This window comes from Priestia endophytica, assembly GCF_026790145.1.
GTDB classification, from domain to species: domain Bacteria; phylum Bacillota; class Bacilli; order Bacillales; family Bacillaceae_H; genus Bacillus_I; species Bacillus_I endophytica_A.
On sequence record NZ_JALAMS010000006.1, the window covers coordinates 17830 to 40371 of the forward strand.

A 22542-nucleotide genomic window follows, 5' to 3' on the forward strand; every position below is an offset into this window, starting at 1 on the left:
TCTAATTTATTTAAACTACCAGAAATGAAAGGAGATTTTCTCTCATCTCTATTTCTGGTATCGAATATTTAGTAATGAGATATTCTATAATTTTATGGTTTCTTTTTCTAACTCTACCTCTTTTGTGTATCGTAATATTGGTTGTCTTGCTGCTTGCACTTCATCTAGTCGACCAATTATCGTTGTATGAGGAGCGTTTAAAACGATATCTGGATTTTCTTCTACTTCTCTCGCAATTTGAATCATCACATCTGCAAAAGCATCGAGTGTTTCTTTTGATTCGGTTTCTGTAGGTTCAATCATTAAACATTCCTCTACATTTAATGGAAAATAGATAGTAGGTGGATGATACCCAAAATCAAGTAGACGTTTGGCCATATCAAGAGTCCTTACACCCTGTTTTTTCTGCCTAGATCCAGATAAAACAAACTCATGCTTACAAATTTGCGAATATGGTGCATCAAAGTAAGGCTCCAACTTTTTTCGAAGATAGTTAGCGTGAAGTACTGCACTTTCAGATACTTGGCGTAAGCCTTCGGGACCCATAGTGCGAATGTAGGTGTATGCACGAACAAGAATACCGAAGTTTCCATAGTACCCTTTAACACGACCAATTGATAAGGGGTGATTGTAATCTATTCCATAGTTATCTTTTTGTTTTTCGATTCGTGGAACGGGTAAATACGGTAAAAGTTTGGATTTTACACCGACTGGACCAGCTCCTGGACCTCCGCCTCCATGGGGGGTTGTAAATGTTTTATGAAGATTTAAATGAACAATGTCAAATCCCATTTGTCCAGGTGTGGTTTTTCCTAAAATTGCATTCGCATTTGCTCCATCATAATACAGTAAACCACCTGAATCATGCACAATTTTGGCAATTTCAATAATTTCTTTTTCAAATAGTCCAAGTGTATTAGGATTAGTTAGCATAAGTGCTGCGACATCACTATCCATATGCTTTCTTAATTCATTTAAATCAACAAGACCATGTTCATTTGAAGGAATCGTAACCGTTTTAAATCCAGCAACTGTAGCACTTGCTGGATTAGTACCGTGAGCTGAGTCAGGTACCAATACTTTTGTTCTCTTTTCCCCATTGTGTTCAAGATACGCTTTGACCATCATTAACCCAGTCCATTCTCCTTGAGCGCCTGCTGATGGTTGTAGGGTCACTGCATCCATACCTGTGATTTCAGCTAAATCTTCTTGTAATTCGTATAAAAGCTTTAATGCCCCCTGAACACTTTCAACTGGCTGATAAGGATGAATATGGGTGAAACCTTGTAAACGTGCAACATCTTCATTAATTTTCGGATTGTACTTCATTGTACAAGAACCAAGTGGATAAAAACCGTTATCAATTCCATGGTTTTTATTTGAAAGGGCAGTATAATGGCGAATAAGCTGTAACTCTGATACCTCTGGAAGCTCAGCTGATACATCACGAATTAAATGTTGAGGAATCTTTTCTTTTAAATCAATTGCATCTACATCGCTTTCTGGTAAGCTCGATCCAACACGTCCTGGGCGACTAATCTCAAAGATTAATTCATTATATTCGACCATTTAAAATCCCCTCCAGCACTTCTACAAATTGATCAATCTCTTCTTTTGTTCTTTGTTCTGTCACGGCAATAAGCATTTGATGTTCAAGGCCATAATCATGTCCTAGATCAAATCCTCCAACAATCCCTGTTTCTAAAAGTTTAGCGTTGACTTCTTTAGTTGGAATCGGAAGTTCTACTATAAATTCATTAAAGAAAGGAGCTTGATTGATAATGATCACTCCCTTTTCTTTAAGACGCTTTACCATGTAACCAGCCTTCTCAAAATTTAGCTGCGCCATATGGCGAATTCCTTGTTTTCCTAGAGCAGTCATACAAATGGAAGAAGCGAGAGCATTTAAAGCTTGGTTAGAACAAATATTTGATGATGCCTTATCACGGCGAATATGCTGTTCACGTGCTTGGAGTGTTAATACAAATCCGCGCTTACCTTGTTCATCTGTTGTTTGTCCAACAATACGTCCCGGTACCTTTCTCATTAGTTTTTTATTTACTGCAAAATACCCACAATGTGGTCCACCAAAGGACATTGGAATTCCTAAAGGTTGCATATCACCGACTACGATATCTGCACCTAACTTTCCCGGTGTTTGAAGTAGTGCTAATGCTAAAGGATTAGCGCTGACAATTAAGGCTGCTCCGTTTGTTTCTGCAACTTTCTTTATTTCTACTAAATCTTCAATAGAACCAAAGAAATTTGGATATTGCACAATAATAGCTGCCGTATCTTCATTTGCATATTCATTAAGTTTCCCTAAGTTCGTGCAATCAACAGTAAGATCAACTTCTTTTACCATATACTCTTGACCATATGCTACTGTATTTAAGATTGCACGAGATTCAGGATGAACGGCCTTAGATACAAGTATTTGTGAACGTTTTGTTGATGTAACAGCAAGCGACGCTGCTTCTGCAAGAGATGTAAACCCATCGTACATGGATGAGTTAGCGACCTCCATTCCTGTTAGCTCACAAACCATCGTCTGAAATTCAAAAATTGCTTGTAACTCCCCTTGGCTGATTTCTGGTTGATACGGTGTATAAGCAGTATAAAATTCTGAACGAGAAGTTATATGATTCACTACACTTGGAATGTAATGATCGTAGGTGCCTGCCCCCAGAAAATTTGGGTATTGGTTAGCATTCCTATTTTGTAAAGCAAGATTTTGCATTTTTTTCATCAAAAGAGATTCAGAAGTAGCTGGTTGTATATTTAACTTCTTTTCTAGTCGAATTTCAGTGGGAAGATCCTCAAATAGCTCATCTACAGAAGAAATATTTAAAAGTGAAAACATTTCTTTTTGATCTTGGTTTGTATCAGGAAGATAACGATAACTTGCTGTCATTTCACTCTCCTCCTTCATTTATAAATATTTGATATTCTTCTTCATTTAAAAGTGCTTGTAATTCCCCTGAACTTGATAATTCTATTTCTACTAACCATCCTGCTTCATATGGTTGTTCGTTCATTATTTCAGATGCGTCTTGTAGCTCCTCATTTACACGAATAATCGTTCCAGAAACAGGTGCATAAATTTCAGAAGCTGTTTTAACAGACTCGATTGTTCCTATTGATTCATTGGCTGTTACCTTATCGTTCACTTCTGGGTTTTCAACAAAGACGATGTCCCCTAATTGTCTTTGAGCATAATCAGAAATACCAATACGTACTCGATTTTTATCTAATTGTAAAACCCACTCATGTTCCTTGCTATATAGCAAGTTGAATATCGATTTTGTCATTTTTTTCTCCTTTTTATTTAACGGAATATTTAGATAATTAGATGTAAACTTCTTTATGATCCTCCCTCTAGATAGAGTTGATTTAATATTATCTATTTCTAAGTACAGTATATTCTTCTAATAGTCTAAGAAAAATCTCATAGTTTTTTTGTGTGAAAAGGTGCTTTTACTATAATGCCATCAACCATTTTATTGCGAATGTCAACTTTTAGTTTCGTTCCTATTTCTGTATGTTCTGCCGATATTAGCGCAAGTCCTAAGTTTTTCTTTAAAGAAGGAGAATGAGTTCCAGATGTAATAAAACCAATTTCTTTTCCATCATTTGTGAATACTTTGTAACCATTACGAGGAATACCTCTACCTGTTATTTCAACTCCTACTAATTTTCGTTTTATTCCTCCTTCTCTTTGAACTATAAGGATATCTTTGCCAATAAAATGACTTTCTTTGTTCGTTTTGACGGCAAAACCAATTCCTGCTTCAAGGGGACTGATATCACTTGTGAGCTCTTGCCCGTATAACGCAAGCCTCGCTTCAAAACGAAGAGTGTCACGCGCACCAAGTCCACATGGTTTTAATCCATCTTCTTTTCCTTCTTTCAGAAGCTTCTCCCACAGGGCTTCTACCTTATCTGCTGGTAAATAAAGTTCAAATCCGTCCTCCCCTGTGTAACCTGTACGGGATACGAGGACGTCTGCAATCCCATCCAGATTGACATGTTGAGCAAAATGGAAAAAACTAATTTTCTTTAGGTCGGTTTCCGTTAACTTTTTTAAGATGACTTCGGCCTTTGGCCCCTGGATAGCGAGCTGCGCAATATCACTTGACATATTTTGAAGAGTCACTTCTCCTCTTACATGTTGCTCCATCCACTCGACATCTTTTTTAATATTTGCTGCATTGATAACGAGTAAATATTTTTCATTCGCCAACTTGTAAACAAGCAAGTCATCGATCGTACCGCTGTCTGGATAACACATAGCTGTATATAGAGCTTGATTGATACTAAGTTTTGTTACATCGTTTGTTACAAGGTAATTAATATAACTTTCTGCATTTTTTCCTGTAACGAGCACTTCTCCCATATGGGAGACATCAAAGAGTCCTGCTTCCTTTCGGACAGCTTCATGTTCTTCTAAGATACTTGAAAAATGTACAGGAAGCTCCCAACCCCCAAAATTAATAACCTTTGCGCCATGCTTTTTATATATAGGAAAAAGTGGCGTTCTCTTTAATGCTGTTTCTATAATCATGATTACACCTCGCTTTAAGTTTTTTTACGAAATAATCTTTCTTTTGCCTTTTTACCTGTCTCGGTCATCGCAAGACCCCCAAGTGCAGTTTCTCGAAGAGTTCTAGGCATATCTTTTCCGACCTTATACATAGCTTCAATGACTTCATCGCATGGTATGCGGCTTTCAATACCAGCAAGGGCTAAATCAGCAGCCGAGAAAGCAATCGAGGTGCCCATAACATTTCGCTTAATGCAAGGCACTTCAACAAGTCCTGCGACTGGATCGCATACTAAGCCTAATAGTGATTTCATGGCAATAGCTGTTGCATTTACGGCTTGTTTGGGTGTTCCGCCTTTTAATTCAACGATTGTGCCGGCTGCCATGGCTGTGGCCGAACCGACCTCTGCCTGGCAACCTCCCGCGGCTCCTGAAATAAAGGAACGGTTAGCAATTACATAACCAAGCATACTGGCCGTAAACAAGCCCATGATTAAATCTTTATAGGAAGTGCCATCATTTTTATGAAGGGAAAACAATACTCCTGGTAAAACGCCGGCTGCTCCAGCTGTTGGGGTAGCCACAATGACCCCCATTCGCGCATTGCTTTCAGATGTCGCTAATGAAAAAGTCATCGCATGGCTTATATATTGTCCTGACAGAGGTTTCCCCTGATTCATGTAGCCATTCATTCTTACAGCATCCCCACCAGAGAGACTACTTGGTGCAGTTGAGTCATCTTTTATCCCGTTATCAATAGCCTCCTTCATTTTGATTAATCGCTCTTCCATCATGCCAATAATGGTTTCTTTGCCTTTTCCTGACTTTTTCGCTTCCATCAACAGCATCATTTCACCAATTGTTTTTTCTTCACTTTCACAAGCCTGAATAAGATCTACCATGGACCGAATTTTCATCATAGTGGCTTCACCATTAAATTCCTTCTTGACTGACAACGATTCGCAAGGGCTGCAAAGTCATCTCCAGCGCTTAGACGAATATCTACTATCTCTTCGTTAATCATAAAGATTTTAGATAAACCGCCGCCAAGTGATACACCCCCTACTTTTACTACGTAATCCCCTTGCTTTGCCGTAACAACTGTTGTGTTTGGGTGTTCAAAATATGGACAACGATCTTCAAGCTGAATTTCATAAGACATTCCATATTGTTTAGTTAGATCAGTAGAATATTTAATCTTAGAATCATCTGTATCCATTCCTAGTAGTCCACCAAGTAATGCCTTATCTGTTCCATGACCTTGGTAGGTTTCAGCAAAGGAATCATAGAAAATGATTATTGCCTTTTCTGGACAACCGTCTAATAGTTGGTGAGTGAAGTTTCCAATTGATACAACGCCTGCTGTATGAGAACTAGACGGTCCTACCATGATTGGACCAATAATGTCAAAACAACTTTGAAATTCCATAATAATGATACTCCTTTTTTAAACAGTCACGGACTGTTGAAATAATGGATATCCCTCACAAATTTTTCTTATTGTTTCTTTTGCTTGTTTTAAGATGATTGGATCTCCTTTACTTCTAAGAACAGCCGCAATTGTTTTACCAATTTTAATCATTTCTTCCTGCCTCATGCCACGTGTTGTTAATGCAGCTGTTCCCATACGTATTCCACTTGTCACAAACAGGCTTTCAGGATCGTATGGAATTGTGTTTTTATTAACAGTAATTTCCGCTTTCTCTAGTAATTTCTCTGCTTCTTTTCCCGTTAAGTTCCATGGACGCACATCTAAAAGGACAATATGATTATCGGTTCCATCAGAGATAAGTGTTGCCCCTTCTTTTTTTAATGTTTCACCTAGCATTTCCGCATTTTTAATAATCTGCCTAGCATAATCTTTAAAATCAGGTTGTAAGGCTTCTTTAAAAGACACTGCCTTTGCTGCAATAATATGCATAAGGGGGCCACCTTGAATTCCAGGAAACACAGCTTTATTAATCTTTTTGATCATTTCTTCGTCATTGGTTAAAATAATGCCACCGCGCGGTCCGCGTAATGTTTTATGGGTGGTACTGGTCACAACATCTGCATATGGAATAGGCGATGGGTGAAAACCAGCTGCTATAAGTCCAGCAATATGAGCCATATCCACCATCAATTTTGCACCAATTTGGTCGGCGATGGATTTAAATCGAGCAAAATCAATCGTTCGTGGATAAGCGCTGGTTCCTGCAATAATTAATTTTGGTTTTTCTTTCTTCGCAATTGTTTCTAATTCATCATAATCAATTAGATGAGTATCTTCTCTCACTCCATAGGCCACTACTTCAAACCATTTTCCTGAGATACTCACTGGACTACCATGAGTGAGATGCCCTCCATGAGAAAGGTTCATTCCCATCACTTTATCTCCAGGTTGGAGTAGAGCATAAAGAACTGCTAGGTTTGCTTGAGCTCCAGAATGCGGTTGTACATTTGCAAACTTTACTTCAAACAAACCCGTTAAACGTTCAATCGCTTTTTGTTCTGCTATGTCCACAAAGTCGCAGCCCCCGTAGTAACGCTTTCCTGGATAACCTTCTGCATATTTATTGGTAAAAACGGACCCCATTGCTTCCATAACTTCATTGCTCACAAAATTTTCCGATGCAATTAACTCCAAGGTGTTTAATTGTCTGGTTCTTTCGTCTTTAATAGCAGTAAAAATTTCATGGTCAAAGTTTTGTAGACTCATATACAGACCTCCTTTAATTTTTCTAAAACTTTATATCTGTTTACCTTCCCTAATAAAAAGACAGAGGAAGGGCAAGATATCAATCTTACCCTTCCTCTGTCCTTTTTACCTGAGAGATTACCTCCTGTTAAAACATTTTAAGAAGAATAACTTTTTTAAAAATGTTTTAGACAGAAGAGTTCCCCTTTGGTGGCTCTTCAGCTCTCTCCAGAGGTGCGTCCAATTGCAGTCTTTTTACCTGAGAGTTTATACCCCAAGGATTTTTTGAGGTTTGCTCCTTCGGTGCCGAATTAATCTTTTTCGGTCTCTCCCACAATTATCATCCGCTTGTATAAAGTGAATTTATAATTTGTAATATTAAAATTTATTATGAATTAGAATTTAAACAAAAAAAAGTAAGCACTTTTATAACACATAGTGACCAAAAGTATACTGTAAGGGACAATAAGGATTATTTGTTTATCTTTGCTCAGTTAAGATGTACTTTAAGTAAGGGACCTCCCTAATATCAAAACGCTAAAAAAAAGTGTCAAGAAACTTCACAAAACATTTTGAAAATACAAAATATTAAAAATATAATAAGTCCATCGACAAGATTTAACATTTAGTTAACAAGAAGGAGTTGGAATTGGAGTTATGAAAGGCAAGACAGTTGTTATTATCGGAGCTGGTGTAGTTGGACATGGTACGGCTTAATTATTCAAAGATATCGACAAAGGAATTTGGCATCCAAGTTATTAATAATTTATATAAAGGAGCTATTTCATATGAATCAAAAAGAAAAATTACAGAAGACTCTTCGAATGCGTCACATGATGATGATTGCGTTTGGAGGTTCTATCGGTGCAGGCCTGTTCGTAGGCAGTGGTGCTATCATCCAGGATACTGGACCATCAGCAGTCCTTACAGCCTTAATGGCTGGAATCTTAGTTATTCTTATTATGAGGATGCTAGGAGAAATGGTTGTAGCAAAGCCTAGTCTAGGTTCGTTTTCAGATTACGGCCGAGAGGCTCTTGGAAATTGGGCAGGTTTTACAGTTGGTTGGTTATACTGGTACTTCTGGGTTATTGTTATTGCTGTAGAAGCAATTGCAGGTGCTACAATACTACAAGATTGGATATTCCCTAATACTCCACTTTGGATATTAAATTTAATCCTTTTATTAGCGTTAACGTTAACTAATCTCTTCTCGGTTAAAGCTTACGGTGAATTTGAATATTGGTTTTCATTGATTAAAGTTGTTACAATTACTTTATTTCTCTTAGTTGGTGGGGCGTATGTTTTAGGCCTATTACCTGGTACTACAATGAATTTCTCTAATTTGACGACGCATGGTGGGTTTGCACCAGTTGGTACAGGTGCGGTATTTGTCGCTATAGCGACTATTATTTTTTCTTTTGTTGGTTCTGAAATTGTAACTATTGCGGCAGCAGAATCCGATGAATCAGAAAAGGCCGTGGTGAAGGCTGTAAATTCTGTTATCATCCGTATTTTAATGTTTTATGTAGGATCCGTCTTTTTAATTGTAACTATTATTCCATGGAATAATGCCGTAGCACTTAAAAACCCCTACGTTAACGCCCTTAAAGTCATTGGTATACCTGGTGCTGACGTAATTATGAATCTAGTTGTCGTTACAGCAGTTCTCTCTTGTTTAAACTCAGGGCTGTATACTGCATCTCGAATGTTGTTCGCTTTAGGTAATAAGGGAGATACCCCAAAATGGATGCTTAATGTTACGAAACGAGGAGTTCCCTTAAAGGCAATTCTTACATGTACTATATTTGGCTTTTTATCTGTAATTATGTCTTTTATATCCCCAGATACAGTATTTCAATTCTTATTAAATTCTTCAGGAGCAATTGCTCTCTTTGTATACTTACTGATCGCCATTTCCCAGTTAATTCTTCGTAAAAAGATTGAGAATGAAATGCCTCATCGTCTTAAATTTCGTATGTGGGGTTATCCTTATGTGACCATTGCATCAATTATTGCAATCACTATGATTATTGGAACTATGGGCTTTAACTCCGAGACTCAATCCCAGTTAGTATTAAGTATATTTAGTGTGATTGTTGTGGTCATTCTCTATATAATTAAAACAAACGTTACACGAAAAAAAGCTATCAATTCTAATATCGTTGAGGATGATATATCTAAGATTAAATAGTCTTGATATAAACCTTACTTGACTTTATAAAGGTTTTCCCTATTAGTAACTTTTATTTATCCCAATGTATTTCTCCATATGTAGAAACCCTTTGCTAGTGCTAAGCAAAGGGTTTATTTTTTATTTGCTATATGAAGGTTAGTGAAGTTCTACCTATGCTTACCCTAGCCTTTAGAGAATGGCGAGAGATACTGATTCAGGGTTGAAGTTCTTATTTTTTAGATATGAAGTAATATGTTATTTGAAGAGTCTTTTGTATAATAATAGACTCTTATGAAGAAACCGATTGAAGTTCTTTCGTTAAGCGTAAAAAAGTTTCTTTATCTTTATTTTTTAATGATTGGTCAATTTCCTCAAGGATCTTACCTTTTTTGAAATCCTTCACAACTTGTTTCAAAAATAATTCAGCTACTACCTCGTCATGTATATTTATTTCAACTTGGTTCATTTCATTAGAAACGTTATTTTCCATCCAACGTCAACCCCTTTATCTGTTCTCTTTGGTAAAAAGTATTCCCCTTTTACACTCTTTTAATACGAGATTAATAGATAAAATTTTTAATGTCATATATCCTTAAGGCTATAGACAAAGGCTTGAGCTTTTTGAAATCATAAGAATACCCATAACAAAGACCGCCCAGTATTCATAGTGTATAAGGCGGTCTTAAGTATATTTATGACATATAACTATTCGCTTTTTCACGACAATATTCCAATCTATAATTCTAGATATCAAAAAAGTCTTCTGCCTTTGCATCCTTCTGAACCTTTTTAATAACTGTCATAATTTTTTTTACCGTAGGAATGCTAGGATGATGTTTTCCCGTGCAAATATCACTAATTGTGTGTCTTGAAACTTTAGAGTTCTTGGCTAACCATTCCTGAGTCCGCCCTTCTACAGTTAACCAAGTTTTTAATTTGTTCCTCTTCTTTCCCATCGTTCACACCTCTATCTTATGTTTTCATATTCCCATCTATGCCCATTTTGTTCAGAGATTATACATAAACTTTTCATGATTCCCCGATTTTTTTGTTAGACAAGGTAAGTCGAACAAGCCATACAACATACACTCCACTATACCAACTTAGGAGGAGATCTATATGGTTACAGTCCTGGGAACAAGCCTAGTGTTGTTTACGGTGATCTATGCAGAGAGAAAAGGATGGGTCGATAAAGAAAAAGTAAGAGTGGTCATGCAGGTTGGAATGAATGTTGGTATCTTGGGGAGCTTGCTCTATTTTTTATATACGTTGTCTTCTTTCCTTCCTTTCTTATGACCAGAGTTCCGACCAGGCTAGAAGAGAAAAAGGAATAGGTTTATTTCTGTAATAAAGGCATTTGGAAGCTTCCTTTTTTATGGAACTATCTATAAAAGATAAAAAGAAGGAGTGAAAACGATGTGGGAGCTTATGGCAATTCCAATTGTAACGAGTGCGGCTGCTTTGTGGTTTGGAAAGAATACATCTAGTGAGGAACATCAAACTGTTCAACGGATCTTTGAACAGTATCACATTTGTATAAAAGAAGGGAAAAACAATCGATATCCTCAACTTGTTCGAGAGTGTAAAAGTACAAAACAAATTAAGCTCATTTATCGCACATCTTTAGCATTAGAAGAAAAAATATTGCGAACGTTACAACAGATTTTATCCGTAACTTTAGATCAAGAAGTGAACGTATCTTTTAAGAAATGGCTCATCATTGAAATCTCCAAAAGTAAAATGCCTTCTTATGTGGCATACCAAGATGTTCCTTATAGAAAAGGATGGGTAGTTCCTTTAGGGAAAAACCGTCAAGGATGGCACTTTCATCATTTTGATCATACACCTCATACAACCATTTCTGGTACGACTCGTTTTGGAAAAACCGTCATGATGAAAGTCATGATGACGTATCTTATTGAACATCATCCCAGAGATGCCCAATTCATCATTATCGATTTAAAGGGCGGATTAGAGTTTGACCGATATAAGAACCTACAACAAGTCAAACGTATAGCCAGTAATCCCATAGAGGCCTTATATGCCTTGAAACAGGTACAGAAAGACATGAACGAACGAATGGCCCTTTTTAAGCGTCAAGGATGGTCGAATATTGTGGACACTCCCCTCTCTCAACGTCTGTTTGTTTTGATTGATGAAGCCGCACAACTGACACCTGAAAAATTTATGGAGAAAGAAGAAAAGAAGACGTTAACCCAGTGTCAATCGATACTCAGCGAAATAGCACGCCTAGGAGGCGCTCTGGGCGTTCGATTGGTGTATGGAACCCAATACCCTACCTCGAATGTATTGAATGGCTCTATCAAGCAAAATGCGGATTTAAAGATTAGTTTTCGTCTAGGAAGTGATTATGCGTCTAAGGTAGCCCTTGATGCTTATGGAGCCGAAACCTTACCTTCAGATATCAAAGGGCGTGCGTTGATTAAAACGCATGAAGTGAAAGAAGTGCAAGTCCCCTACCTCAATCATGAGGAAATCTGGAAACGGATTGGAGGGTATGAAATTGCAAAACAAACAGTTATGCCAAACGAGACAGGAGAAGATTATGTACACCTTGGATAAGTTGGAGTGCATGAGTCGGTCTCAATTGCAATTTCTCTTTCAGTTGAAGAGTGTACGCAATGCCAATCGTGTTCTCTATAATATGAGTCCCTTTTTAAATCACAAGCGTCTTCATGAAAACGTCTATTATTTGTCTAAGAAAGGTCGTCAACATATTGGATCGGAGAAGAACAAACCTCATTTAACACAGTTAGAACATAAAGTGAGACGGAATGATATTTACTTGTATTATGGATGTCCGAAGGATTGGAAAGTGGAACGACCGAATGAATGGAGGATCCAGGGAGAAACCTATAAGCTCATTAGTGATGCTCGCTTTTCCCTTCATGGTGTCATTTGCTTTGTGGAAGTGGATCTCAAACAGAAGATGCTCGAAAATAAGAAGAAAATTAGGTTGTATAGCTCCCTCTTTCAAGCCCTAGGAGAACAGCAAGCCCTACTCATCTTCTATACGACCACTCCAGTGAGAAAAGAAAGAATTCTAAGCTGGTGTCAGGAATATAAAGTCAATGCGGAAATTTTAACGACAGAGGATTTTGAAAATTATTTTTTATAAACGTACAAACGGTATAAATTATAATATGGACAAATTACAATCAGGCAGCCCTTATGAGGCACTATTTATCTTTTAGAACTATGTTCTAAAAGATAATATTTAAACAAAAAAATAATGACTCATTTAAGGGAAATCTATAAAAATAGGTCGAATATACATTGTGCACATTGGTAGAGTTTGCTATAATAACAGCAATTAGACAGTTCGGAATAGAAAAAAGGTTCAAGGCAATCATAGTGATGTTGGACGCATCCTATGACGGCTCACCGTGACATGACCACGGTAAACACTTACCTCAAACCTTGTTCACATAGTTAAAGTTTCTATCTGCATTTTACAGCAAAACTTTAACTATTGCAAGGGTTTATTGTACTCTCTTTCGTAAAGGGTGTGTTTACCGAATTTTTAAACGGTAAACACACCCTTTTTCTTTTCCTACAGAAAAGAGGAGAGAAAATATGTTAATTTTCAGTGATGATTTTGCCCGTATGCAAAACTATGAATCTTATACGAGAACCCAAAATGAACAGAAACAAATGAAGTATAAATTATTAAGTATTATAGAATCTGTATTTGGAGATTCATATGCTCGTTTAAAACCAGAAACACGAGACGCCATTGATATGATTTGCTTCCTAGCAACAGATAAAGGCTTTGTTTATGCGAAAGATACTTATTTTGCTGAGAAACACGATGTTTCTGCTCGTACCATTCGTCGTGTCATGAAAACATTAGAGGAAGCTGGAAAGATCGTGAAGGCTCATCGTTCTTCTTCTAAACATAATGGTCGAGGCGCTGCTGTTTATTTCTTTGTGAATCACCCTTGCTTTGCACACTGGAAAACCTATTTTGGCTTTGATGTCCAAGCTGATGTCCAAGCTGATAATGCTGAAATCCCTTGTGGGAGTAAGGGTGAAGAGGCTAAAAAAGTTTCTACCTATTCTTTACCTGAAAATCATTATATTAAAAATCATTGTATGTATAACACGATTCCTTTTATCAAAGGAGTCCCTAAACTAATTAATCAAACCTTTAAAGATGTGTTTAAAGACTCTTTAAGAAATCTTTATTTACGTGTACGTGTGGCTTCTCAAAAAGTATGTCAGTCTGTATCTATGACTCTTTCTAAAAAGGATATTCACTCGATTGCTTATGAATCTATTCATACTTTATTTACATACATAAAAACGCGTTCTATGAGCTTTGAAGAGCAATGTAAGTTAGTGTATCGTATTGCTTTAAATAAATTTAATGAACTTGTGCAAACAGCAGATAACAAAGATAAAGAAGAGTCTGTAGTTGTAACCCCTCGTAAAATTGTGCGTAAAGAAATGCTCCCGGATTGGTTCCAGGCACAACAGGAGAAAGAAGAAACAAAAGAAAGTGAAGAAAACGTATATATAGAGTCTGAGGAAGAAGAAATGGCGAGAATGAAAGCTATTTTAGCCCAGTACGCATAATCATTGGTGACTTAAATTTTCTAAGTTACTGTGAATGTAAAATAAAGTTTAATAAATTATAAAAATGATTGGTTAGAATTCTGTATTTAATTTATTCCATTATCAGGTGCACTTATCTAACAGGTAGCACCTCCCTAAAAGCGACACGGCACTTAATGCTTATTGTCATTTAAATTACAGGAAGGTAGTATGTATGTGATATGGAAAAAGGTAATCGAGAAGCCATGTTTCGCCAACTATGCAATCAGGATGTTTCCCCAACCAGCAATTTATTTCCTGACCGAATACCTGCATGAAGAAATTAAGGTAGATTACTATGATAATCGAGATGAATACTATGTTGGGGGCGGAGGCAGTCACCGTACAATCTTAGCAAAAATTATCGGTATGGAAACAATAAAAGTTCTTGTAACACCCCATGAATTCAAAACAGAGTTGTTTGAAGAGAAAAAAAGACGAAAACAAATGGAAATAGAAGAAAAAGATCGTTTGGAAAAAGAACTTCAATTACTGATAAATCGGGTTTCAAATTTAGTTTTGGATTTGACTACAGAAAAAGACTCCTGAGAAAAAGGCATAGATATTGATGTGACTTATAAAGAGAAGTTCATTGGCCACTTTAGAGTTATAAATCCAAATGATTTTGAAAGAATATTTGATGAACTAAAGGTATTAGAAGCATTAATTGATGCTCGAAGATTACTCCGAGACTCGCTCTCATTGCTTAACATACGTTATTTTAAACTGAGGAGAAGAAGTCACTGGCGTATAACTGAATTTCTAGATAACTTAGCTAAATCTAATTATTTTAAGTGATGGTTTATTATTAAGAAACGGCCAAATTGTTTCATACTCTTTTTTATTTATTTAAAATGTGTATTTGTGACGTATTTTTGATTAATCATAAACAACGGCAGCAAAATAAAAAAGAAGCCGTGAAATGGCTCCCTAGAAATTCTATATAACGATTCCGTAAGGTGTTCTTATGTAAAAGTATTGTTATCATTTAAATTATGATGTGATGAGCCTTATCTTTTTTTATTAATAGCTAGAACGGCACTTAATGGATCGGATGGGTTCTTCCTCTTTGCTATAATTTTTTCTTGTTCATTTCGCACATTTCTAATTTTATCTAATATATCTTGCAGAAGAATAGCTTCTTGTGTTTCAGGATGTATCGCTGTATTCCCTTCAATTTTGTAACCCTTTAGTTCAAAAGTGGAAAAATCCTTTCCAGACTCCATAATGTCATCTAATGAAAGTTCATCTCCCATTTTATACTTAGACATCTAAAATTCCCCCTATAATATTTTGATCGCTATTAACAAGACATATCAGACATATCACTAAAACTTTTACTAGGAATTTCTCGAGAGCGTCTTCTTAATTTTTTGAATGTCACGAGCTATACTGATTATTTGTTGAGCTTGTGCTTCTAAGTTGGAATTAATATATTCTTGTAGTTTCGCAAACTGCTTCGCTTAGTTCATCTCCACATTTAATTAAGCCTCCTTCTTTTGTTTCATTGAATGATTGTTTTTTTACTTTAACATTTTAGTACATATAAATAAAAACGACATTTACCTATATCTAATTACAGATTAGTTTAAAACAAAGTTAATTAATTAAAAATTTATATATCAGTAGTAGAACCAAACATGTCTACAAGATATACTAGACATATCAGTAAGATATATAAGGTGTAACTGATATGTCTGATATATTATTAAAAGTCGAAGATGTCTCCCAAGTTGTAGGTATTGCTGCATCTACAATTCATAAATACAGCATCTTAATTGAAAAACAAGGGTGAACTTAAGTTGGATTTTGGTGACTTAAATGGAGCAGAAATTTATATAGGGTAGTATATTTTTTATTTAAAAAATTAAATGAAGTAGGATTATCAAAACTATAAATTAACTTATCATTATAAAAAACATTTAATTCATCCTTTGTTCCCTTATTGATCCATGAAGATGTAAGACAAAGATATTCAAACCTTTTTCTTAGTTTTTTTTCGCCACCTTGATCAATTTAGAAAGATTTTATATAGTATTTAAGTCCCCGTTTTTCGATACTATGTAATGAATTATCAATTTTCCCCCATATTTTTAAAATTCACTAACCATGATAAATTAGGATTAATCCATCCCCCACCTTTAAAATCATATAAATCCTGATTTGGAACTGATAACGAGTATTTACTATCCATTTGATTAATTTCATTATCATTTATATTTAATTTTAAAATTCGCCCAATTCTTTCCCCCATTTGTTTTAGTCCCCTTCCTTGATTTAATTGAATAATTGTTATTTTCTCACTTTAACGTTTTAGTATGTAGGAATTAAAGCAACATTTAACCTTATCTAATTATATGTTAGTTTAAAACGAAACTTATTAGAGATTTATATATCAGTAGTAGCAACAAATATAGCTACAAGATATACTAGACATATCAGTAAGATATAGGAGGTGTAACTGATATGTCTGATATATTATTAAAGGTCGAAGATGTTTCCCAAGCTGTAGGTGTTGCTGCATCTACAATTCGTAAATACAGTTTTTTAATTGAAAAACAAGGTTATACATTTTCAAGAAGTAACCAAGGAGCTTTAATGTATGATAAAGAGGAAGTATCTATATTTAAAGAGATAATCCAAATTAAAAAACAAAAGAATATGACTCTAGAAAAAGCTGTACAACGAGCTCTTTCTAACATGTCAGATATGGTAGATATCGCAGATATATCTAGAGGATCATACGGTGATATGTCTGTTATGTCTGATGTGGAAGATATGTCTGAAGCTATAGCTGCTATGCAAGCTCAGATGAAAGCTGTCTTAGATCAGAATGAAAAAGTTCTTCTGCAAAATCAAGAACTCATAAGAAAGGTTGAGCATTTAGAAGATACCAGTTTGTTAGAAAAAGAGAAAATTGAAAACAGAGATAAGCTACTCCTTGATGCAATGAAAGAAATAAAAGAAACTAAAAAGGTAATTGCTACATCTTTAGAGGAGAATAGGAAGGCACTTCAAAAGAAGTGGTGGGAATTTTGGAGATAATAAATATAAAAATTATATAAAGTATATAAAAAAATCAAATTTAACAATAATAATTATGCTTATTTTATATATATATTATAACAATATAGATGTATTAATTGTATAAATTACAGTTAATACATCTTTTTTATTTATTATTTATATAATAAATGTTATAAAAATATATAATATATGCTATAATATACATATATTATATATAAGGAGTGGGATTTGTTAATGAAATTAATCCTTGCTAATGATATTGGAAATGACAAAATGAAGATTCTTGAACCAGGCATGAAAAATGTCGTGAAAGTTCCAAGTGCGTATAAACGAATTAACCGAAAACCTTCCGTTCACGAAAATGATGTGAAAAAGAATGTAACGAACCTTATTGACCAATTACTTGTTCATATTTCAAGCTCATCCATTCGTCGTGATGGGTTATATATGATTGGAGAACGAGCAATTCAAACCACAGAAGGCGTAAGCAATATGGATATTGCGGTTCATGAGAAACATAGCAGTGATTTACCTTTAATTAATACGTTAGGTTATGCTGCGGCAAGAGTGGTACAAAAACACTTTGAAGAAAAAGGGGAACTTCCTCAATCTTTAAAAGCAGAAGTTGGTATGAGTAGTGCCATTCCGGCAAGTCAACATAATGTGGAGACAGCAAAACAGTTAGAGGAACGTTTCATGGAGACTTCTCATGTGGTGATTGTGTATGTTGGCCAAGAGCAAGTAACCGTAGAATTAAACTTCTCACAAGTAAAAGTCACAAAAGAAGGTATTCCTGCATTATATGCCATTTTTGAAGCACCAAATGATATGTTTAAAGAGTTTTCTAAAGAATATGGATTGAAAAAGGTAGATGGTTCATATTTTATGAATTCGAAGATTATGCATATTGATATTGGAAGTGGAACAACGGAGTACATTTATTCAGTAGGAGTAAATCCACAACCTGAGCAGTGTACAGGAGAAAGACGCGGAGTGGGCCATGCTGTTGAAGAAGCGATTCAACTCATGAAAGAAGATCGAAAAGGGTTAAATATTAACCGACAACAGTTTGCGAAATACATCGAGCGACCAGATGAGTATCCAAAAGATCATGATTTAGCTGTTCATTATTTACGTGAGGCCCGTATCAATCAAGTTGATTTCATTTTAGATGATGTAGAACGTAAATATACAACGACATTATCAAGTGAACCGGAATATCTAGCTTGTTATGGTGGAGGATCCATTGAATTTAAAGAGGATATGTATAAATTCTTGAAAGAATTTGCGGATTCTGTGGATGCGAAAGTTCTTTGGATCCCTGAACAATACGCAGTTGATATGAACGTGAAAGGATTAGATATCTTAAATCGCAACATGCTATTTACGGAAGAATACAAAGAAACTGTGGTGATGTAAGGATATGATGACTGAAAAAAAGAGAAAAACACAGTACAACTGGAAGTTCAAAAGCAATGAAACCGATGAGTTTTACGAGTGGTTTGAGAATCAAGATAATATTGCGCTCTCTTTACGAAAAATGGTGTACCATATCATTGAATTGCATGGGACGGATAGTGTTTTGGATCATCATGTCGATAAAGAAATGAGTCGAGATATGTTCATTTTAGAGGCCCTTAGAGGAAAAGACGCTTTAACGGTAAAAGAGGGTGTCCTTTCAGGAGGATCTCCAAGAAAAGATTCGTCCATCCCGGAGAAACCGTCTTCTTTTGTACAAGAAGAACGTCCAGTAAGTGAAGAATCAAATAAATTAGAAGCCAAAAGTAAAGTCAATTATCAAGAGGTTAACCCGAAATCGATTTTTTGATAACTTTTAGGGAATAGAGTATAGCCCTCACATCATGTGAGGGCTATTTTTTATAGAGAGATAAGATAAAAAGTTGAGCAATTAAAATGGAGAGATGTTTCCTTTTAAGGACTGAAAAAAGTTCATTCAAGGATAAACTGCCGGATTAAAGTTTTATATCAGGGACGTGGGGTGGTTAAAACAATTATCTTTATATGGGGAAGTTTTTGCGCTTGATCTGTATCGAAAGTTGATGGCAGCAGAAGGTGTAGATGGCGAGAGAAGTAAAGCAAAAACAGAGGAGAAAGAACCAGAAGATGAACTTGTTCAGACCATCTCTTCCGATCAAACGAAAACACCTACGAGTCCCGAAAAGTCATCTAAGAATATGCAAGCTTACGGGTTATTAGTGGTCAAGATTCAGCAAAAAGAAGTGAAAAAGAAAATGAAATCCTATGAAAAAGCGATTGGAGTGGAGGTGAAAAATCAGAGAGCTTTACGAAAAGAGATTGGCGAATTAAAAGCCGATATGGAGTATCAAATTGAGACGGAAAAAGCTGAAACGGAAGCTCACATTTCACTCAAAGAAGATGAGGGTCGGATGAAAAAAGAAAGCATTAGTCTCTATAAAAATGAGAAGAAAATGTTAAAGGAAAAGCTCAAAAAGTTAAATGAAAAAGAGCAATATTTAGCTTGAACTTGTGAAAACCTGGGGGGACGTTGAGGGGACTTCACGAAAAAATGAGGGGACGCTGAGGGGACCCCACCCTAATTTGAGGGGACGTTTGGCGCTTTTCTTTGTACCCACTGTTTTGTTAGGCTCTGCCTAACCTCACACCTCGGTGGGGGCAAAAACCCCTTATGCTCTTCTCTCTTTTTGGGTGTAGAGCACTGAATTTTGAGAGAGGATGAATGAAATGGAGATTAAAGTGAGAAATGTAGATCTAGTTTCAGTGAAAAAGATTGATGAAATGGCAAAAGTAAAAGGAATTTCACGACAAGAATTTTTGAAAGGTCAGCTTGAAATGCTGGTCTTTTTTTGAGAACAAACGAGGCGAGAACGGCATCTAGAAAATCTTATTGATAAGAACATTAAAATGATTTGAAAGTGTTCTCAATTTATGGAACTGAATGCGGAGTCTTTAGAAAAATCACATGGCAGCATCGAGAATATGGTAGGAGAAATCGAAGAGTTGTAAAGGAAAGATGGGAAGGAAGAAGAGTGTATCCAAATTGTCACATTTCAACCCAAGAGTATAAAAAGGATTGGTGTGTGGTGAAAGTTTACCAATCGTTTTCGATCAAGGACAAATTAAAGAATCGGGGTTACAAATACAACTCCTTAGAGCAGGCCAATACAATGAAAATCGAGTCGTATTATTATCTATGTGTTTCTAATTGTTACGATCACCGAGATTACTTGAAGGAAAATGGTTTTAGATGGAATGGTTACGGGGTGAAAAAAGCCTGGGTGAAGAAGATCCCTACGCAATCTTTACAAAAAGAAGAAGCCAAGCTTTTACATTTGGCCAATATTAAGGTGAAAGTGGCAACTAAAAAATAAAGATTTCTTTACAGCTGCTCTTTGCAACCGTTTTACCCATTTTTTTCGGTTTTTGGCAACTAAAGATCACTCTTTTTATCAAAATTTCAATTTAACGTGTTTTAATGAGCAAGCATCTTTCTAAAGGAGAGGTGCTTGTTTGTTTTATATAAAAAATAAGCAATAGAGGAGAATGAATTCTATGAAGAAATTATTTAAAACGATGACTGTTTTGGCTTTGTTTATGGTCCTGCTAAGTGGAATGACAGCAGATAAAACGGAGGCAGCGAGTAACACAGCAAATCAGGATCTCATCATTATCAACAAGTATTTTATTAAACTAGCGTATTATCATAATAGATACCTTGAAATGGTGGTGCCTGTTGCAACAGGGAAGACGTGGGATAAAACACCGGTTGGATTTTATAAAGTCGTTAATAAGATTAAAAATCGACCATACTATACTGGGAAGATTCCAGGAGGAGATCCTCGCAATCCATTAGGAAAACGTTGGTTAGGTTTAAACGTCAATGGAACTTATGGTGATACGTATGGCATTCATGGAAATAACAATGAAAGCAGTATTGGAAAATATGTCAGCTTAGGTTGCGTTCGAATGCATAATGCAGATGTTGAAAAGCTTTATGATAAAGTACAAGTGGGAACGCCCGTTAATATCACATACTCTTATAGAAGTTTTGAGGAGTTAACAACAGTTTATGGGTACGATTTTAAAGGATATAATACGAAGAACTAATGCAAAAGGGATCCACTTCGAGAGTGGATCCTTTTTTGGGTTTATGAACGGGATATAAGTAATGAAAATCACGTATTAAAAAGCTCGAATCTTTCATTTAGTGATTACCCACAAAACAAAATATACATGCATAATTCGTTCGCCTATCATATTCAAAAAAGATCGTTATCAAACTGAATTAACAAACAATTCAAGTTGTGTTAATATTCTAACAATAATAAAAATATATGGGAGGATGTGGATTATGAAAGATGTACTTTATAAAACATTGTTAGAAAAAGGAGTGCTTGAATCTCATATTTTAGAAATGAAAGAAACCCTTAATATAAGCGAGTATCCATATGAATGGTATTATGATGTGATTAAAGAAGAAGAAAAAAATTACGAACATGTTCCTCTTTCTAAAATTAAAAGTTTGGGTTTCAGAGGGACTGACGGTATATCATGGTTTGACCACGCTTGTTATCATGGAACGGATAATATCGATGTACTTCGTTGCCACAGAGCTTATGAACATTTAGAAAAAGAATCACTTGAAGAATTCCATCAGTATTATAAACGTTCGCCTGTTAGATTGATACATTTTATAGATGATGATTTTTATGCTGTATATGGAGATGGTACACATCGTACGCTTTGGGCAAAAGTAACAGGATCACCCACTATTTATGCTGTTGTTACGCGTGCCAAAAAAAATCCTGCAATATATAAGGCTTATCAGCAATTTAAAGCGTTAGAAGCAGAATTTAACTACTATCTAAAATCCAACGACTTAAATTGGGATAGAACTCAGGATTATAGTGGCTATAGTGATTATAGTAGTGATATTACCTACAAAGGCACTTACTTATGGTATTACCCCATCTATCGCCCTGATAAATTTGAATCGCATGGTAATCTTAATTTTGAAATGATAAGGGTTTGGAAAAAGCAGCAACAATCTTTTAAAGAAGATTATATAAAAGTACTTCAGTATAAAAAACAATTCCATACCCTTATAAGGTTAATTCCTCGAAAATGGGAAACTAAACTTATTTCCTTCTTCAAAGAGTGGAGTGAACAATGGAGGTTTTCTGAGGGGAAAGCTCAGTTAAGAAAAGTAGGATTTGATATGTTTTGTATAGATAGAAAACCATTTTCATAACATACTAAAAGGTCCACGAATTTTGCATTTAGTGGAGGATTATCCGCAAAACAAAAGATAAATGCAAAATTCGGGCCTGTAATTCTTGATATACGTTCTTATTTCTCTTTGTTATCTATTTTAGGATGTTAATTCCCTTTTCCTTCAATTCTTGAGAAAGAATATCTAATCCTTCTTGACTGAGTACCACTTGACCATTTCCAAATACCATGTTATCTTCCGATACTTCTCCCGTAATCATACAAGTTTTTTT

At 35.6% G+C, this 22542-nt stretch carries 26 protein-coding genes and 1 riboswitch; of the genes, 14 read left to right on the forward strand and 12 right to left on the reverse strand.

Features of this window, described 5'->3' with window-relative positions; genetic code table 11:
- Nucleotides 1-84 precede the first annotated feature (84 nt).
- From gcvPB to glyA, 7 genes are all read right to left on the reverse strand, one after another.
- Entirely contained in the window at nt 85-1569 is a 1485-nt protein-coding gene (gene gcvPB, locus MOC86_RS06825) for an aminomethyl-transferring glycine dehydrogenase subunit GcvPB (protein ID WP_268583417.1), read from the reverse strand.
- Nucleotides 1556-2914, reverse strand: a complete 1359-nt coding sequence (gcvPA, locus tag MOC86_RS06830) for an aminomethyl-transferring glycine dehydrogenase subunit GcvPA (RefSeq protein WP_268583419.1) — start codon at nt 2912-2914, stop codon at nt 1556-1558. The genes gcvPB and gcvPA overlap by 14 nt, the downstream gene beginning before the upstream one ends.
- A gap of 1 nt (nt 2915) precedes the next feature.
- Complete coding sequence (gene gcvH / locus MOC86_RS06835; RefSeq protein WP_268583420.1) at nt 2916-3311, reverse strand: glycine cleavage system protein GcvH; 396 nt, start codon at nt 3309-3311, stop codon at nt 2916-2918.
- A gap of 137 nt (nt 3312-3448) precedes the next feature.
- Entirely contained in the window at nt 3449-4564 is a 1116-nt protein-coding gene (gene gcvT / locus MOC86_RS06840) for a glycine cleavage system aminomethyltransferase GcvT (protein WP_268583421.1), read from the reverse strand.
- A 14-nt stretch (nt 4565-4578) separates the two neighbouring features.
- Nucleotides 4579-5460, reverse strand: a complete 882-nt coding sequence (gene sdaAA, locus MOC86_RS06845) for an L-serine ammonia-lyase, iron-sulfur-dependent, subunit alpha (RefSeq protein ID WP_268583451.1) — start codon at nt 5458-5460, stop codon at nt 4579-4581.
- Nucleotides 5460-5972: a serine dehydratase beta chain gene (locus MOC86_RS06850; RefSeq protein WP_268583422.1), complete on the reverse strand. Its 513-nt coding sequence runs from the start codon at nt 5970-5972 to the stop codon at nt 5460-5462. Before MOC86_RS06850 ends, sdaAA begins: the two co-directional genes overlap by 1 nt.
- Nucleotides 5973-5990: 18 nt before the next feature.
- Nucleotides 5991-7241: a serine hydroxymethyltransferase gene (gene glyA / locus MOC86_RS06855; protein WP_268583423.1), complete on the reverse strand. Its 1251-nt coding sequence runs from the start codon at nt 7239-7241 to the stop codon at nt 5991-5993.
- 216 nt (nt 7242-7457) lie between these two features.
- Nucleotides 7458-7564: riboswitch (glycine riboswitch) on the reverse strand.
- 444 nt (nt 7565-8008) lie between these two features.
- Between glyA and MOC86_RS06860 the strand changes: the two genes are divergently transcribed.
- Nucleotides 8009-9412, forward strand: a complete 1404-nt coding sequence (locus MOC86_RS06860; protein WP_268583424.1) for an amino acid permease — start codon at nt 8009-8011, stop codon at nt 9410-9412.
- A 271-nt stretch (nt 9413-9683) separates the two neighbouring features.
- Here MOC86_RS06860 and MOC86_RS06865 read toward each other — a convergent pair whose 3' ends face one another.
- Both MOC86_RS06865 and MOC86_RS06870 read right to left on the reverse strand, forming a co-directional pair.
- Entirely contained in the window at nt 9684-9884 is a 201-nt protein-coding gene (locus tag MOC86_RS06865; protein ID WP_268583426.1) for an IDEAL domain-containing protein, read from the reverse strand.
- 253 nt (nt 9885-10137) lie between these two features.
- Nucleotides 10138-10350, reverse strand: a complete 213-nt coding sequence (locus tag MOC86_RS06870) for a helix-turn-helix transcriptional regulator (RefSeq protein ID WP_268583428.1) — start codon at nt 10348-10350, stop codon at nt 10138-10140.
- Between the two features lie 163 nt (nt 10351-10513).
- Between MOC86_RS06870 and MOC86_RS06875 the strand changes: the two genes are divergently transcribed.
- The 5 genes from MOC86_RS06875 (at nt 10514) to MOC86_RS06895 (ending at nt 14560) form a co-directional block, all read left to right on the forward strand.
- The gene (locus MOC86_RS06875; protein WP_172463462.1) at nt 10514-10690 is read left to right on the forward strand and encodes a hypothetical protein; all 177 of its coding nucleotides are present in this window, start codon (nt 10514-10516) and stop codon (nt 10688-10690) included.
- A gap of 120 nt (nt 10691-10810) precedes the next feature.
- The gene (locus MOC86_RS06880) at nt 10811-11977 is read left to right on the forward strand and encodes an FtsK/SpoIIIE domain-containing protein (RefSeq protein WP_268583431.1); all 1167 of its coding nucleotides are present in this window, start codon (nt 10811-10813) and stop codon (nt 11975-11977) included.
- Nucleotides 11961-12533: a replication-relaxation family protein gene (locus tag MOC86_RS06885; protein ID WP_268583433.1), complete on the forward strand. Its 573-nt coding sequence runs from the start codon at nt 11961-11963 to the stop codon at nt 12531-12533. The genes MOC86_RS06880 and MOC86_RS06885 overlap by 17 nt, the downstream gene beginning before the upstream one ends.
- 458 nt (nt 12534-12991) lie before the next feature.
- Nucleotides 12992-13993 (forward strand): HTH domain-containing protein, encoded by a 1002-nt coding sequence (locus tag MOC86_RS06890; RefSeq protein ID WP_268583435.1) that lies wholly within the window; start codon nt 12992-12994, stop codon nt 13991-13993.
- Between the two features lie 189 nt (nt 13994-14182).
- Nucleotides 14183-14560, forward strand: a complete 378-nt coding sequence (locus tag MOC86_RS06895) for a hypothetical protein (RefSeq protein ID WP_268583437.1) — start codon at nt 14183-14185, stop codon at nt 14558-14560.
- 461 nt (nt 14561-15021) lie between these two features.
- Here MOC86_RS06895 and MOC86_RS06900 read toward each other — a convergent pair whose 3' ends face one another.
- Both MOC86_RS06900 and MOC86_RS06905 read right to left on the reverse strand, forming a co-directional pair.
- On the reverse strand, nt 15022-15282 hold the full coding sequence (locus MOC86_RS06900; protein WP_268583438.1) for a hypothetical protein: 261 nt from the start codon (nt 15280-15282) through the stop codon (nt 15022-15024).
- Between the two features lie 803 nt (nt 15283-16085).
- Entirely contained in the window at nt 16086-16265 is a 180-nt protein-coding gene (locus MOC86_RS06905; protein ID WP_268583440.1) for a hypothetical protein, read from the reverse strand.
- A 212-nt stretch (nt 16266-16477) separates the two neighbouring features.
- Here MOC86_RS06905 and MOC86_RS06910 point away from each other — a divergent pair, with 212 nt between their 5' ends.
- From MOC86_RS06910 to MOC86_RS06945, 8 genes are all read left to right on the forward strand, one after another.
- Nucleotides 16478-17056: a DUF3967 domain-containing protein gene (locus tag MOC86_RS06910; protein ID WP_268583442.1), complete on the forward strand. Its 579-nt coding sequence runs from the start codon at nt 16478-16480 to the stop codon at nt 17054-17056.
- A 216-nt stretch (nt 17057-17272) separates the two neighbouring features.
- The gene (locus tag MOC86_RS06915; RefSeq protein WP_268583443.1) at nt 17273-18457 is read left to right on the forward strand and encodes a ParM/StbA family protein; all 1185 of its coding nucleotides are present in this window, start codon (nt 17273-17275) and stop codon (nt 18455-18457) included.
- A gap of 4 nt (nt 18458-18461) precedes the next feature.
- A complete protein-coding gene (locus MOC86_RS06920) occupies nt 18462-18866 on the forward strand; it encodes a hypothetical protein (protein WP_268583444.1) in 405 nt (134 codons plus the stop codon).
- A 166-nt stretch (nt 18867-19032) separates the two neighbouring features.
- The gene (locus tag MOC86_RS06925; protein ID WP_268583445.1) at nt 19033-19542 is read left to right on the forward strand and encodes a hypothetical protein; all 510 of its coding nucleotides are present in this window, start codon (nt 19033-19035) and stop codon (nt 19540-19542) included.
- Nucleotides 19543-19762: 220 nt separating this feature from the next.
- Complete coding sequence (locus tag MOC86_RS06930) at nt 19763-19888, forward strand: hypothetical protein (RefSeq protein ID WP_419146610.1); 126 nt, start codon at nt 19763-19765, stop codon at nt 19886-19888.
- Nucleotides 19889-20205: 317 nt separating this feature from the next.
- Entirely contained in the window at nt 20206-20409 is a 204-nt protein-coding gene (locus tag MOC86_RS06935; protein ID WP_268583446.1) for a hypothetical protein, read from the forward strand.
- Between the two features lie 181 nt (nt 20410-20590).
- A complete protein-coding gene (locus MOC86_RS06940) occupies nt 20591-21145 on the forward strand; it encodes a L,D-transpeptidase (protein ID WP_268583447.1) in 555 nt (184 codons plus the stop codon).
- Between the two features lie 244 nt (nt 21146-21389).
- Nucleotides 21390-22289, forward strand: coding sequence for a hypothetical protein (locus tag MOC86_RS06945; RefSeq protein WP_268583448.1), 900 nt, complete (start codon nt 21390-21392; stop codon nt 22287-22289).
- 115 nt (nt 22290-22404) lie between these two features.
- Here MOC86_RS06945 and MOC86_RS06950 read toward each other — a convergent pair whose 3' ends face one another.
- Complete coding sequence (locus tag MOC86_RS06950) at nt 22405-22530, reverse strand: hypothetical protein (RefSeq protein ID WP_268583452.1); 126 nt, start codon at nt 22528-22530, stop codon at nt 22405-22407.
- Nucleotides 22531-22542: the final 12 nt, after the last annotated feature.

Excerpts from the sequence above, each read along its gene's own strand:
- gcvPB (WP_268583417.1), bottom strand. The coding sequence starts at position 1,569 with ATGGTCGAATATAATGAATTAATCTTTGAGATTAGTCGCCCAGGACGT.
- gcvPA (WP_268583419.1), bottom strand. The coding sequence starts at position 2,914 with ATGACAGCAAGTTATCGTTATCTTCCTGATACAAACCAAGATCAAAAA.
- gcvH (WP_268583420.1), bottom strand. The coding sequence starts at position 3,311 with ATGACAAAATCGATATTCAACTTGCTATATAGCAAGGAACATGAGTGG.
- gcvT (WP_268583421.1), bottom strand. The coding sequence starts at position 4,564 with ATGATTATAGAAACAGCATTAAAGAGAACGCCACTTTTTCCTATATAT.
- sdaAA (WP_268583451.1), bottom strand. The coding sequence starts at position 5,460 with ATGAAAATTCGGTCCATGGTAGATCTTATTCAGGCTTGTGAAAGTGAA.
- MOC86_RS06850 (WP_268583422.1), bottom strand. The coding sequence starts at position 5,972 with ATGGAATTTCAAAGTTGTTTTGACATTATTGGTCCAATCATGGTAGGA.
- glyA (WP_268583423.1), bottom strand. The coding sequence starts at position 7,241 with ATGAGTCTACAAAACTTTGACCATGAAATTTTTACTGCTATTAAAGAC.
- MOC86_RS06860 (WP_268583424.1), top strand. The coding sequence starts at position 8,009 with ATGAATCAAAAAGAAAAATTACAGAAGACTCTTCGAATGCGTCACATG.
- MOC86_RS06865 (WP_268583426.1), bottom strand. The coding sequence starts at position 9,884 with ATGGAAAATAACGTTTCTAATGAAATGAACCAAGTTGAAATAAATATA.
- MOC86_RS06870 (WP_268583428.1), bottom strand. The coding sequence starts at position 10,350 with ATGGGAAAGAAGAGGAACAAATTAAAAACTTGGTTAACTGTAGAAGGG.
- MOC86_RS06875 (WP_172463462.1), top strand. The coding sequence starts at position 10,514 with ATGGTTACAGTCCTGGGAACAAGCCTAGTGTTGTTTACGGTGATCTAT.
- MOC86_RS06880 (WP_268583431.1), top strand. The coding sequence starts at position 10,811 with ATGTGGGAGCTTATGGCAATTCCAATTGTAACGAGTGCGGCTGCTTTG.
- MOC86_RS06885 (WP_268583433.1), top strand. The coding sequence starts at position 11,961 with ATGTACACCTTGGATAAGTTGGAGTGCATGAGTCGGTCTCAATTGCAA.
- MOC86_RS06890 (WP_268583435.1), top strand. The coding sequence starts at position 12,992 with ATGTTAATTTTCAGTGATGATTTTGCCCGTATGCAAAACTATGAATCT.
- MOC86_RS06895 (WP_268583437.1), top strand. The coding sequence starts at position 14,183 with ATGTATGTGATATGGAAAAAGGTAATCGAGAAGCCATGTTTCGCCAAC.
- MOC86_RS06900 (WP_268583438.1), bottom strand. The coding sequence starts at position 15,282 with ATGTCTAAGTATAAAATGGGAGATGAACTTTCATTAGATGACATTATG.
- MOC86_RS06905 (WP_268583440.1), bottom strand. The coding sequence starts at position 16,265 with ATGGGGGAAAGAATTGGGCGAATTTTAAAATTAAATATAAATGATAAT.
- MOC86_RS06910 (WP_268583442.1), top strand. The coding sequence starts at position 16,478 with ATGTCTGATATATTATTAAAGGTCGAAGATGTTTCCCAAGCTGTAGGT.
- MOC86_RS06915 (WP_268583443.1), top strand. The coding sequence starts at position 17,273 with ATGAAATTAATCCTTGCTAATGATATTGGAAATGACAAAATGAAGATT.
- MOC86_RS06920 (WP_268583444.1), top strand. The coding sequence starts at position 18,462 with ATGATGACTGAAAAAAAGAGAAAAACACAGTACAACTGGAAGTTCAAA.
- MOC86_RS06930 (WP_419146610.1), top strand. The coding sequence starts at position 19,763 with ATGGAGATTAAAGTGAGAAATGTAGATCTAGTTTCAGTGAAAAAGATT.
- MOC86_RS06935 (WP_268583446.1), top strand. The coding sequence starts at position 20,206 with ATGAAAATCGAGTCGTATTATTATCTATGTGTTTCTAATTGTTACGAT.
- MOC86_RS06940 (WP_268583447.1), top strand. The coding sequence starts at position 20,591 with ATGAAGAAATTATTTAAAACGATGACTGTTTTGGCTTTGTTTATGGTC.
- MOC86_RS06945 (WP_268583448.1), top strand. The coding sequence starts at position 21,390 with ATGAAAGATGTACTTTATAAAACATTGTTAGAAAAAGGAGTGCTTGAA.
- MOC86_RS06950 (WP_268583452.1), bottom strand. The coding sequence starts at position 22,530 with ATGATTACGGGAGAAGTATCGGAAGATAACATGGTATTTGGAAATGGT.